9 protein-coding genes, 1 tRNA gene and 1 pseudogene are annotated in these 12485 nt (G+C 60.7%); 4 read left to right on the forward strand and 7 right to left on the reverse strand.

What is annotated here, in order from left to right; genetic code table 11:
• Positions 1-2 precede the first annotated feature (2 nt).
• The 3 genes and pseudogenes from Q5H31_RS07450 to Q5H31_RS07460 all read left to right on the forward strand — a co-directional run bounded on the left by Q5H31_RS07450 (position 3) and on the right by Q5H31_RS07460 (position 2856).
• Positions 3-76 (forward strand) — tRNA-Arg (locus Q5H31_RS07450).
• A 187-nt stretch (positions 77-263) separates the two neighbouring features.
• Positions 264-1520 (forward strand): annotated as a pseudogene (locus Q5H31_RS07455) (Na+/H+ antiporter NhaA); the annotation flags it as partial.
• A 394-nt stretch (positions 1521-1914) separates the two neighbouring features.
• Positions 1915-2856: a TIGR00730 family Rossman fold protein gene (locus Q5H31_RS07460; protein ID WP_007052062.1), complete on the forward strand. Its 942-nt coding sequence runs from the start codon at positions 1915-1917 to the stop codon at positions 2854-2856.
• 45 nt (positions 2857-2901) lie between these two features.
• On the opposite strand, the gene Q5H31_RS07465 is transcribed toward Q5H31_RS07460, so the two are convergent.
• From Q5H31_RS07465 to Q5H31_RS07495, 7 genes are all read right to left on the reverse strand, one after another.
• A complete protein-coding gene (locus tag Q5H31_RS07465) occupies positions 2902-3567 on the reverse strand; it encodes an O-methyltransferase (protein ID WP_007052063.1) in 666 nt (221 codons plus the stop codon).
• Between the two features lie 93 nt (positions 3568-3660).
• The gene (locus Q5H31_RS07470; RefSeq protein ID WP_007052064.1) at positions 3661-4626 is read right to left on the reverse strand and encodes a succinate dehydrogenase/fumarate reductase iron-sulfur subunit; all 966 of its coding nucleotides are present in this window, start codon (positions 4624-4626) and stop codon (positions 3661-3663) included.
• A 95-nt stretch (positions 4627-4721) separates the two neighbouring features.
• A complete protein-coding gene (locus Q5H31_RS07475; protein ID WP_007053431.1) occupies positions 4722-6587 on the reverse strand; it encodes an FAD-dependent oxidoreductase in 1866 nt (621 codons plus the stop codon).
• A gap of 56 nt (positions 6588-6643) precedes the next feature.
• The gene (locus tag Q5H31_RS07480; protein ID WP_302457637.1) at positions 6644-8344 is read right to left on the reverse strand and encodes a DNA-processing protein DprA; all 1701 of its coding nucleotides are present in this window, start codon (positions 8342-8344) and stop codon (positions 6644-6646) included.
• Positions 8341-9876 carry a YifB family Mg chelatase-like AAA ATPase gene (locus tag Q5H31_RS07485; RefSeq protein WP_021975720.1) on the reverse strand — a complete coding sequence of 512 codons (1536 nt, stop codon included), beginning with the start codon at positions 9874-9876 and terminating at the stop codon, positions 8341-8343. Before Q5H31_RS07485 ends, Q5H31_RS07480 begins: the two co-directional genes overlap by 4 nt.
• A 50-nt stretch (positions 9877-9926) precedes the next feature.
• Positions 9927-10430 carry a YraN family protein gene (locus Q5H31_RS07490; protein ID WP_007053429.1) on the reverse strand — a complete coding sequence of 168 codons (504 nt, stop codon included), beginning with the start codon at positions 10428-10430 and terminating at the stop codon, positions 9927-9929.
• A gap of 235 nt (positions 10431-10665) precedes the next feature.
• A complete protein-coding gene (locus Q5H31_RS07495; protein WP_007053428.1) occupies positions 10666-11538 on the reverse strand; it encodes a pyridoxamine kinase in 873 nt (290 codons plus the stop codon).
• A gap of 472 nt (positions 11539-12010) precedes the next feature.
• Between Q5H31_RS07495 and Q5H31_RS07500 the strand changes: the two genes are divergently transcribed.
• A partial coding sequence (locus tag Q5H31_RS07500) for a PLP-dependent transferase (protein ID WP_302457638.1) occupies positions 12011-12485 on the forward strand: 475 nt, incomplete at its 3' end.

A 12485-nucleotide genomic window follows, 5' to 3' on the forward strand; every position in this document is an offset into this window, starting at 1 on the left:
ATGCGCCAGTAGCCCAGCGGATTAGAGCAGCTGACTACGGATCAGCAGGTCGCAGGTTCGAATCCTGTCTGGCGCACAGTAAGCCTCGAAAGCGAAATGCTTCCGAGGCTTTTCCAATTGTATTGGCCCGTTTGAGTCGGTTGAGTCGGCCACACAGGGTTGGGCTAAGGTTGCCCTTCGCGACTCAGCCCGGAGCGGAACGTCCTGAGATATTCCGTACTATTACATACGGTTCATCCAAGAGAGTGCAGCAAGGAGACGCGATGGCCACGACCGCCGGCGCGAAGAAGGGACTTTGGTCCACCATCAGGCGAATCGCCGCCTCAGACCGTATTTCCGGACTCATCATGCTTGGCTTCGCGCTCACCGGCCTGGTGCTCGCGAATCTGCCCGCCACCGCGCATGCGTTCGAGACCGTAGCGGAAACGCATCTGTTCATCCCCTACACCAATCTCGACCTGCCTATTGGCCACTGGGCCCAGGATGGTCTGCTTACCATCTTCTTCCTGACCGTGGGCCTCGAACTGAAGCAGGAACTCACCACCGGCTCGCTTGCCAATCCGAAAGCGGCCGCCGTGCCGATGCTGTGCGCGGTGGGCGGCATGATCGCCCCGCCCATCCTGTTCCTGGCCGTCACGGCATTGTTCTCTCAGATCGGGCCTGGTGAACCCGGCACGCTGATTCTGACCACCACCGGCAGCAGCATCCCGTTCTCGGAGATGTCGCACGGCTGGGCAGTGCCCACCGCCACGGATATCGCGTTCTCGCTGGCCGTGCTCGCCCTGTTCGCCAAGGCCCTGCCCGGTTCGATCCGCGCGTTCCTGATGACGCTTGCCACCGTCGACGACCTGCTGGCCATTATTCTGATCGCCGTATTCTTCTCCTCGATTAACGCCTGGTATTGGTTCATCGGCATCGCCGTATGCGCCGCCATCTGGGCATACCTCGTACGACTGAAAAAAGTGCCGTGGATCGCGGTTGGCATCGTCGGTATCCTCGCTTGGATCATGATGTTCGAGGCAGGCGTGCACCCCACACTGGCCGGCGTGCTGGTTGGCCTGCTGACCCCCTCTCGTGAAATGCACGGCGAACTCTCGCCGCGTGCCGAACGCTATGCCAACAAGCTCCAGCCATTCTCCGCACTGCTGGCCCTGCCCATCTTCGCCTTGTTCGCCACCGGCGTACACTTCGAGTCGATGAGCCCGCTATTGTTGGCCTCGCCGCTGGTCATCGCACTGATTGTGGCTTTGGTGGTCGGCAAACCTCTGGGTATCATCACCACCGCATGGCTGTCCACGCATGTGGGCGGGCTCAAGATGGCCAAGGGGCTGCGTGTGCGCGACATGATTCCCGCTGCCGTCGCCTGCGGCATTGGCTTCACTGTGTCCTTCCTCATCGCTTCGCTGGCGTACAAGAACGCGGAACTTTCCGCTGAGGCGCGCTTCGGCGTGCTGGTGGCCTCCCTGATCGCCGCCGCGATTTCCGGTGTGCTGCTGAGCCGTCAGTCCAAGCGATTCGAGAAGACCGCAGCCGCAGCAGCGGCTGATGCGGAGGATGACGAATCGATTGATGGTGATGGCATCGGGCAGCCAAGCCACACCACAGAGCCCACCACGCCCACGGAACACCCCGGCACCCTCGCCGACGGCACCGCCAGTGTGGAAATCGACTTCCGCCACTGATGGCTTAGACGGTCCCTACTCCATTGTTGGCCTTGTTTCGTGAAAACCGTACGCTGAGACGCGCTCAGTGTACGTTCTTCACGAGATGAGGCCTTATTTCGCGGAAAACGTACGCTCAGTGTCACTCACCGTACGTTCTTCACGAAGTCAAGGATGATTTCGCGGAAAACGTACGCAGAGCTTCAGGCGCTAGAATGCGAAGAGTCGATAGCGCCGTACAGGAGGACATTGGATGGCAAAGAAGCAGAAGAAATCCAAGAAGAACGACGGCAAAAAGGCCGCTGAAGCAAAGAATCTAGCCGAGGCCGCATCCAAGTCCGCAGTCGTGGACGATATGGAACCATTGGAAGCCACAGCCGCGAATGATGCGGCGGCGTTGGAGGCTGAGACGGCAACTGAGGCTGCGGCCACACCGGTGAACCCGGTCGATCTGGAGGATGCCTCGCCGCTGGGCGATACCTATCATCGCGGCCCGGTGATTCTACGCGGCCAGATGATTCCCTCGGACAACACCACCGCCAACCTGCTGAAACCCGATCAGGACACCGACTGGCTGCACATGGACCCATGGCGTGTGCTGCGCATCCAATCGGAATTCGTGGACGGTTTCGGGGCGCTCGCCGAGCTCGGACCTGCGGTCTCTATTTTCGGCTCCGCACGCACCCAGCGCACCGAATCGATCTACAAGGCAGCACGGCGCATGGGTAGCCAGATAGCCAAGCGCAACATCGCCGTCATCACCGGCGGTGGTCCCGGCATCATGGAAGCCGCGAATAGGGGAGCGGCACTGGCCGGCGGCAAATCGGTGGGACTTGGCATCGAATTGCCGCACGAGCAGGGGTTGAACCAGTGGGTGAACCTCGGCATGAGCTTCCGGTACTTCTTTGTGCGGAAAACCATGTTCATCAAGTATTCCTCCGGCGTGATCGTATGCCCGGGCGGCTTCGGCACACTGGATGAGATGTTCGAATTATTGACCTTGGTCCAGACCCACAAGGTGGCGAATATTCCGGTGGTGCTCTACGGCAAGGAATACTGGCAGGGGCTCTTTGACTGGCTCAACGGTCCGGTGGCCGAGCATGGCATGATCTCGACGATCGACCCGAAACTGGTCACCGTAACCGATGACGCCGACGAAGCCGTGGACGTGGCCGTCAGCGCAATTGTGAGGTAAGCGAGATAGAGTGGCTCCCCTCTCCGAGGGGAGCCAAGGACAGAGTTACTTTTTGTAGGCGATGAGCAGGCCGGTGCCGTCAGGGGTGAGCGTGGACTCGAAACCTTCGTCATCTTCGACGGTGGTGAGCAGCTCACGCATGGCGATGGCCTTGTCGCTGCGGTCGGCCGGATTGATCACGCCGCCCTGACCGTCCTCCAACGCCAGCACATCGGTGAACACGATCACGCCGTGCACGCGCAGCAGACGGGAGGCCTGGGCGAACGTGGCGGCATAGTTCTCGGCGTCGCCCGCCACCACGATCAGATCGTAATCATTGGCGTTGAGGCGCGGCAGAAACACGCTGGCCGGGGCGTTCACCGCACGCAACGTGGTGTCGGTCTCGTCCTGCAGCTCGGCGAACGCCTTGCGAATCAGCGCGATGCCCTGGGCGGTGGAATCGACCGCAGTCAGCAGGCCCTTGTTATCCAGTGCATGGGCGAGCTGCAAGGTCTCCACCAGCGAGCCGGTGCCCACGGCAATCACCGAAGCGGCGCCGGTGATGCGCACCAGCATGCCCAGCAGACGGGCCTGCGCCGCCGAACCCTGCAACTGGCCGGACTCGTCGGCGGCCGTACGGGTGTCGGTCAACGCATCGGATTCACGTTCGCGCGCGTGTTCCTCGGTGAATTCCCATGCCTTGGCGAGGTTGGTGTACTGCGTTCTGTCCATAATTCGTTCTTTCATGTCTTCTCTCGTGCGGGCACCCGGCGGATGCATCGACGCATGTGCTTAGGCGATCGCCGCAGCCAGCCGCGGCGCGGCTTAGCGCTCGCGGACCTTAGCCACGATCTGCCACATCTCCTCGCCCACATCGATGCCGCGCGGGCAGTGGCGGGAGCAGGCGCGCACGGACTGGCAGGCGGCCACGCCGTCGGCGGTGTCGATGGCATCCATACGCTCCATGGCCTTGGTGTCGCGCGAATCGTTGACGAAACGGGAGGCCCAAATCAGCGCGGCCGGGCCGATGAAGGCGTCGCCGCCGGCGTACACCGGGCAGGCGCCTTCGCACACGCCGCAGGCGATGCAGTTGCTCAGCAGCTCGTATTTGGCGAGTTGTTCGGGGTTCTGCAGGTATTCGAACACGTCCACCTTGCCTTCGGCGGTGGTGGCGAGCACGCCGTCCGCCTGAAGATACGGGGTGAGCTTCCTGATCTGGTTGAGCATAGGGTCGATGTCGGCGATGAGGTCGCGCTGCGGCGGGAAGCCGGGCAGGGACGCCAGTTCGATGACTCCCAGCGAACCGTTTGCGGCTGAGTTCTGGGCGGCCGCCGCGTTTGCGACGTTTTCCGCGGAATCGTCGGATTCCTCAGCCTCGGTGCCGGTGTGTCGGAACCCTTCGTCATCGACTTCGGGCATGGCGCCGGGTTGCTTGGCCCAATCGCGGATGGTGGCTGTGCACAGCAGGGTGGGGGTGCCGTTGATGGCCACGGCGTCCGAACCGCACATGCCATGACCGCACGAATAACGGAAGGCCAGCGTCGGGTCGACGGTGCGTTTGATGGTCAGCAGACAATCCAACACAGTATCCGAAGGGCGCGCGGGAATCGTGTACTCCTGCACCCACTGCTTGCCGCGCGGACGACGGCGCGCCGCCGAATCCGAGCCGCCGCCGAACGGGGAGCCTTTCTTGGCAAACGGGCTGCCACCGCGTGCACGTTCGGCACGCTCGGGTCGCGGCGTGAAACGATGCACTTGCAGGGTAACCGTCGTGTTGCTCGCCTCAGCCATGTTCTGCCTCCATGAAACAGTGGGATGTCAAGTCCAATATTAGCCAACCTATTGTGCCACAAGCCCTAGGCGGCTTGGGTATTACCACCAGCGGATCAGTACTCGCGCTTCTTGGGCGGATAGTCGGTGATGTGCACCGGCTTGAAACTTACCGAACCATCATCGGCGACCATCGAGTGAGCAAGGAAATGCTCATCGTCGCGTTCGGGGAAATCAAGGCGTTGCATGGATCCGCGAGATTCCTGACGGGATTCGGAAGCGTGCAGCATGACCTCGGCCAGTTCGATCAGATGACGGACTTCCCAGATGGCGGTGACCTCCTGATTGAAAGCGGCGGTCTTGTCATGGGCCCGCAAGGTATCGGCAACCGGTGTGATGTCACCGTTGATCTGGGTCAACGCCGTATCGATGGTCTGAGCGGTGCAACGTACGGCCAGAGCCTGCTCCATCACTGATCCGAGTTGGGCCATGAGCTGATAAGGATTGGCGGTGGGCACTCCATCGTCTGAATCATCTATTGGCCCGGCGAGCAGTTCGTCAAGCTCCGCTTTGCGAGAATCGGCAGCCTGATCGGCGGCATCGGTCAGCATGTCATCGGCCGAATCATCGGCCATGGGGGAGTCAACCGGGTTCTCGGCGATGCGTGCGGCCATCGTCTGACCAGCGCGTGTGCCGAACAGGCAGGCGTCGAGCAGAGAATTGCCGCCCAGACGATTCGCACCATGTACGGAGACACAAGAGCATTCGCCAGCGGCGAACAGTCCATCGACTACCTGCACGGCACCGTCGGCCCAACGGTACACCTCGCCGTCGGTGGTGATGGGGATGCCGCCCATCGTGTAGTGTGCAGTGGGCTTGATGGGTACTAGGTCCTTGGCCGGATCGAGGTTCGCGTACTGCTCGATGGTTTCGACCACCTGCGGCAGCACTTCCTTCATACGTTCGGGGTCGATGCCGGTCATATCCAGCCAGACGCAGTCCTTCGGACCATCCGGGTCCTTCGGGTCGGCGACGCCGCGACCGGCGTCGATCTCCGCCATGATGGAGCGGGAGACCACGTCTCGTGCGGCCAGATCCTTATGCTCCGGAGCGTAGCGTTCCATAAACGGCTCACCGTCGGCGTTCCTCAGAATGCCGCCCTCGGCGCGGGCCGCCTCGGACAGCAGGATGCCGGTGTGCGCGAGCCCGGTGGGGTGGAACTGCACAAATTCGATGTCCTCCAGCTGCAGACCGGCGGCCAAGGTCAAGGCCATGCCGTCGCCGGTCAGATCCCAGGAATTTGACGTGGTGTGGAACAGTCGGCCCGCGCCACCGGTGGCAAGCAGCACGTTGCGCGCGTGGATGGCCTGAATCTTGCCCGAATGCGTGTCAAAGGCCACGATGCCGGCCGCCTGCTTGCCGTCGTCGGCGAGCACCAGGTCGGTCACATACCATTCCTCGGCGAACTCGACGCCGGCGGCCACGCACTGCTGCCACAAGGCGTGCAGAATCTGGTGGCCGATGCGGTCGGCCGCATAGGCGGCGCGCTTGACCGGGGCGCCGCCGAACTCGCGCGTGTGGCCGCCGAACCGGCGCTGGGCGATATGCCCGTCCTCGGTACGGGAGAAGGCCACGCCCTGACGCTCCAGGTTGATCACGGTCTGCGGCGCGTATTCGGCGAGCAGTTTGGCCGCATCCTGGTCCACCAGCCAGTCGCCGCCCTTGATGGTGTCGTAGTAATGCCAGTGCCAATCATCGGACTCCACATTGCCCAGGCTCGCGGCGATGCCGCCCTCGGCTGAACCGGTGTGCGAACGCAGCGGCTGCAGTTTGGAGACCACGAGGATCTTCGGGTCCACGCCTTGTTCCTTGAGCTCGGTGATCTCGGGGGAGCGCAGCAGTCCCAACGCCGCCGACAGGCCGGCCGCTCCGGCGCCGACGATCACCGCATCATACATATCTTCCAAACGTTTCGGACTCATGGGTTCGATTCTCGCACACCCGCCGAACAGCCTTCGAGCCGTGTCATGGAAGCCGATTAGCCGACACGGCTGCTCAGCTTGAGCATCCCGGCATCCCGCTCGATCACTCCCTTCAGCTCCAATGCGCCGAGTAGCTCAAGTATGGTGCCGATATTGGGAATCTCGTCGGGTACCGTCTCTCGCGCCACGCGCAATAGTGCGTCCGGGGTGACGATGAGATGTCGTTTACGGCATTCACGAATCAATGCCACTAATGTGCGTTCCATTTCCGGCAGCTTGGCGATAATGATACGTTGTTGGGCTTCCTTCTCGGGATCGGGCTTCGGCTTGACACGAAGATCCGGCATCTGATGCGACGAGGGCAGCTCTTCACCCTTGCTTTTGTCGTTACCGGAATCGGCGGTTGCGCTCGCCGGCCCATCCTTGGATTGAGTGCGCGTAGGCTGAGTATGCTTGGTCTTCGAACGTTTCGAATGACCTGAATCTTGTGACGACTCCTGTGACGCCGATGATTCCGAGGATGCTGGCGATAACGGAGTCGTTGCCGGCACTTCCATGGCCTCCTCGTTTTCGGACGAGTCCTGACCTGTGGATTTCGATATGCCCGGGCATACTGCCATAACGGGTTTGTGCCGTTCATGGCATATATCCTCGGTGGATGTGGCGGCACACAGAATCATCGCTCGGTGGTCGCCGATCATCTTATTGCACCCGGCGTTGCAAGGCTGATTGATGTCACCGGGAACCGCATACACTTCGCGCAGCAATTCGCATGCCCATCCCGCGGTGTTGAGCGCTCCGGAACGCAACCGGGCTTGCGTCACGATCAATGTGGAAGACATGGCCGCGATAATGCGGTTGCGAAGCAGAAAACGACGGGCTTCGGGAATCGTCCCGGGGCACAGTTCGCTGATCAGTGCACCGCCTTGCGCCTCGATACGTTCGAACAGCGTGCGGTTACGCATCGGTCCGATATGGTTGAGCCCGCCGGCGAATACGGCAACGGTTCTGCCCACATTGGCGGGCATTCTGCCGTGCAGCGCATTCAACGCTCCCCAATGTGCCGCCGCATCCGTGCCCATCGCGCCTCCGGACACGACCAGATGCCCGGCAACGGCTGCCTGTTCGGCTACGGTGTGTGCCACATACCGGCCATATTCGGTCACGTCCCGTGAACCGACGATGCCGACCGGTTTGGCGCAACTGGTCAATGCGCGTGGATCGCCTTTGATCCACAAACACAGCGGTGGCGCCCAATCGGAGCGAATGGACAGGTCGGCCAACTGCGAGGGCCAACATGGATGGCCAGGGCCGATAATCCATTGCGTGCCATCCATAGTGAACCAGTCGGCCAGTTGGATGATGTCTTGCGAGGGCAGGTCCATCATGCGGTTATGCCAGCCGGCCAGTGCATTGCGGAAGGAGCGCATCGCGTTCGCCGACGCCTTGCGGCCCCATCGAGTGAGGCCGTCCACGAACATGCGGTCAATACGTGACAGCGCCGGGCCACAGATTTCAGATGGCTGGCTTGGGTGGGATTGCGCCAACGCATGCCAGAGGGATTCGGCGTTTTCCGCGCCTTTGAGCGCGGCGTACATCATCACATCCGCGCCATCAAGACAGAACGTGAGCGCGGCACGATACAACGTATCCGTAGGAGGTACGGGAATGGTGCGCGAAACAGCGAGACTCGTATCGGTGTGATCCACACTGCCTGCGGTGCCGCCAGATTGCCGGATATCAGTAGCGTTACTCATGTCATCCTCGTTCTCATTTCGATGCCCTGATGGACGTCCTGCTCGGTGGGGGATACGCGGCCGGCCAGATCGGCGAGCGTCCAAGACAGACGCATGGCGCGATCAGCCCCGCGCAATGTGAGTTGATGATTGGACAGGGCCCGATTGACCAATTCCATCGCTTTCAGCGATGTATTGGCGTGCAGCCATTTGCCCGAAGCTTGCGCGTTGCACACCCATCCATACTGTCTGAACCGGTCCTTGGCCACTTGACGGGCACGAATCACACGAGCTTGTATCCCGGCACTGGACTCGCCGATTGGCTCGCTTTGCACGGCAATGCGCGAGACTGGTGGCACCGCCATCTGAATATCCACACGATCCAATATCGGTCCGGACAATCGCGAGAAATAACGTATACGGTCTTTTTCCCGGCAAGCGCAACGTTCGCCGGTGCCGTAATAGTATCCGCACGGACAGGGGTTGGCCGCCATGATGAGTTGGAATGAGGCCGGGTAATAGGTGCTGCCTTTTGAACGGGAAAGCGCCACATACCCGGATTCCAATGGTTCGCGCAGCGTCTGCAGGGCGCGTGCGCTGAATTCCGGTGCCTCGTCCAGAAACAGAATGCCTCGATGCGCGCGCGTGATTGCGCCGGGAACGGCGATGCCGCTGCCACCACCCACCAAGGCCGCCGTGCTGGCGGTGTGGTGCGGTGCCTCGAACGGCGGCATGTCGGTGATGCCGTACTGAGGCAGTATGCCGCACAGCGATCGAATCGATGCCACTTCCAGTTGTTCCGCCTCGTTCAACGGACACATGATGCCGGGCATACGTGAGGCCAGCATGGTTTTGCCGCTGCCTGGCGGGCCGGTCATGATGAGATTATGCCCGCCTGCCGCCGCCACTTGCAGCGCCCATTTGGCATGCTCCTGACCCAGAACCTCGTTCATATCGCCACAATCGTTGGGATGACTTGTGGGCGATTGATCCGTGGTGGTCTCGTCGGTAACCGGTGTATCGGGAATCGTATAGGTGGCATCGCCGCCCATCAGTTCGATGAGCTCACCCACATGCCTCACGCCCACTACATCCAGTCCACCCACCATCGAAGCCTCGTCAAGATTGCGATGGGGAACAATCATTTTGCGCACGCCACGTTCCTCGGCATGCAGCATGATCGGGAGCAGCCCATGAATCGGCAGCACCGAGCCGTCAAGATTCACTTCGCCGAGCACAATGGTATCTTCTAGGCAATCATGCCCTATGGCACCCGCCGCACATAGGACGCTGGCCGCGATGGCCAGATCATGCGACGAACCGCGTTTGGGCATGGCCGCAGGGCTCATGTTCACGGTCACACGGGTTTGCGGCCAACCGAATCCAGTGGCTTGACACGCCGATTTCACGCGCTCGCGGGCTTCGGACAACGATGCATCCGGCAATCCGATGATGCTGAAGTATGGCAAGCCAGGGCTGATGAAAGCCTGCACTTGGACGATGAAGGCCTTAAGGCCGATCAGTCCGACTGAGAGGGTGCTGCCGATAGCCATGTCTACTCCTTTCACAATGTGTTTCGCAACGTGGCTGTTTTTGGGGGGCTTCAGAAGGCATTTTCAATGTGATGCACGAGCGGCCTGCCCACCCGAAGCACGATGGTGACGACATCGAAACGGACCGCCGAATGCGGCACACGATTACGCCGGTCAAGTAGCCAATCGCAGGCGGCTTTCCTGAGATTGTGCTGTTTCGCCGGCGTAATGGCCTCTTGCGGATATCCGTAATGCATGGACCGGCGTGATTTCACTTCGACGAACACCACCGTGTACTCGGGATTGAGCATCACGATGTCCAATTCGCCGTAACGGGTATGCCAATTGCGGCTCAAGGTCGTCCAACCGTGTTCCTCCAGCCACGCGGCGGCATACTGCTCGCCGAGCGCGCCGAACTGTTTGGGCGTCAGATTGCGGTCGCCCATCGTGGCCGCAATCCGTTCCGAAGGCAGCATTGCCTGCGGATCAGGTGAAGCCAGCATGGGCTGGTGAAAGGCAAGACCGGCGTCGATGCCGGACTTCGTCGTCGGCTGGGTAGGTGGTAAAGCGTTCATGATTCCACTGTGCGGGTTACTTATGTAAGAGCACAAGCGCAACCGGCAAATGTGGATACTATGACGCGGTTTGGCGTGTTGTGGATGACGTGTGGATGAAAACCCGGTTATCCACCATTAGTTCAGAAGGTTTACCAAGGCTCACCAGTCGACTTCCCTGTGACGAAAAACAACCCATCGGATTGTTCGCTGAATACGTCAGACCCAGTGAGCGGAGAGGGGAGCCAAGGTGCGGTCACTTCACCAAATCGGTGAGTTCGCCAAGGTTCAGTTCGAAACTGACGCCACGATCCTCGAAATGCGGCTGGTTACGGGTGCTGACCATGGCGTGGCGCACGAACTCACCGGCGATTTCGGCCGACTCGGCCAGGCCGCGGCCGGCCATCACCGCGCCGCACAGGGCAGAGGCGAAGGCGTCACCCGTGCCATGAATCATGTATGGCAACTTCTCATGAGCCAGCTCGATCTTGCCGGCAACACCAGTGGAAGCGCTGGCCACATAGTTGACGATTTTGCCATCGCCATGGTCGATGCCCTTCAGCACCACGTTCTTGGCACCCAACTCCAGCAGAGCACCAAGCAGCTCGTTAACCGTGGCCTCATCAATATCCTGGCCAGGATAGTCACGCTTGGTGAGAATGCTTGCTTCGGTGAGGTTCGGCATCAATACGTCGGCACCATCGGCCAGCGCGCCCATTGCCTCGCACAGCTCCGGTGTGTACGTGGGGTACATTTCGCCGGCGTCTCCCATCACCGGGTCAACCAGACGCAGCGCGTTCGGATATTCGCGGTAGAGACGCTGAATAATTGCCACCTGATCGGGGGAGCCGAGGAAGCCTGAATACACGCCATCCAGCTCCACGTCTTCCTTCTGCCAGGCATCCAAGTAACCGGAGAGAATATCCGTGGTGTCATGGAACGTGAACACTGCATAGCGCGTGTGCGCCGAGAACAGGGCGGTCGGCACCGGGCACACATCGCAGCCGGCGGCCGAGAGAATCGGAATCGCGGCGGTCAGCGAGCACTTGCCGTAGCCGCACATGTCGTGCACGGCGGCCACGCGCGGAATATAGTTCGGATCACGGTCATACAGTGTTACATCGGTCATGTCTGTTCGAATCCCTTCACCATGTTGGCGGAATAATTCATTGGCGATGTTTGACTGTAGTCGTTCGTCATGTAAACCATGTAACCGGGCGGCAGAAAATGAAACAGACGTCATCACCGAGCGGGCAAACCGTCTTGGTGACGGGTGGAACAAGCAATCATCACGGACACTTGAGCCATGCGCGAAAGGCATGGCAGCGATATCACCGTGACCGCAGTCGACCTTGAAAGCGCATGCGTGCGGCCCGGCGTGTCGCGATAATTTCAACGACTTTTTCGTGACTTCTGACAGTCGCTCACGTCAATGATCCCAAGGCTTTATAAGCCCTTATAGGCAAGTCCGATAACGTTCAGCTTGCGCCGTGCGGCCCAAGCGTCGTAACTTCATAACCAACACCTCGCCAACCGCCCGAACACGGCAGGCGGGTGGCAAGGAAAAATCCTCGCGACCTAGCACAACCAAGGAGAATACCATGGCCGAGAACAACAAGAAGTACCGTTTTGAAACCCTGCAGCTGCATGTGGGCCAGGAGCAGGCCGACCCGGCCACCGATTCCCGCGCCGTGCCGATCTACCAGACCACCTCCTACGTCTTCCACAACTTCGATCACGCTGAGGCCCGATTCGGCCTTGCCGACCCGGGCAACATCTACGGCCGTCTGACCAACTCTACCCAGGGCGTGTTCGAAGACCGTATCGCCGCTCTTGAAGGTGGTACCGCAGGCCTTGCCGTCGCCTCCGGTGCAGCCGCCGTGGAATACGCGGTGCGCAACATCACCCAGTCCGGCGATCACATCGTCGCCGCCAAGAACATCTACGGTGGCACCTTCAACCTGCTGCGTCACACCCTGCCGCGTGACGGCATCACCACCACCTTCGTCTCCGCCGAGAATCCGCAGGAGTTCGAGGACGCCATCCAGGAGAACACCAAGCTCGTCTACTTCGAGA

The sequence above is a fragment of the uncultured Bifidobacterium sp. genome, from assembly GCF_959020155.1.
In the GTDB taxonomy this organism is placed as follows: Bacteria; Actinomycetota; Actinomycetes; order Actinomycetales; family Bifidobacteriaceae; genus Bifidobacterium.

Coding starts and splice junctions, on each gene's coding strand:
- Q5H31_RS07470 (WP_007052064.1), bottom strand. CDS start 4,626: ATGGCTGAGGCGAGCAACACGACGGTTACCCTGCAAGTGCATCGTTTC.
- Q5H31_RS07480 (WP_302457637.1), bottom strand. CDS start 8,344: ATGAGTAACGCTACTGATATCCGGCAATCTGGCGGCACCGCAGGCAGT.
- Q5H31_RS07485 (WP_021975720.1), bottom strand. CDS start 9,876: ATGGCTATCGGCAGCACCCTCTCAGTCGGACTGATCGGCCTTAAGGCC.
- Q5H31_RS07460 (WP_007052062.1), top strand. CDS start 1,915: ATGGCAAAGAAGCAGAAGAAATCCAAGAAGAACGACGGCAAAAAGGCC.
- Q5H31_RS07475 (WP_007053431.1), bottom strand. CDS start 6,587: ATGAGTCCGAAACGTTTGGAAGATATGTATGATGCGGTGATCGTCGGC.
- Q5H31_RS07490 (WP_007053429.1), bottom strand. CDS start 10,430: ATGAACGCTTTACCACCTACCCAGCCGACGACGAAGTCCGGCATCGAC.
- Q5H31_RS07465 (WP_007052063.1), bottom strand. CDS start 3,567: ATGGACAGAACGCAGTACACCAACCTCGCCAAGGCATGGGAATTCACC.
- Q5H31_RS07495 (WP_007053428.1), bottom strand. CDS start 11,538: ATGACCGATGTAACACTGTATGACCGTGATCCGAACTATATTCCGCGC.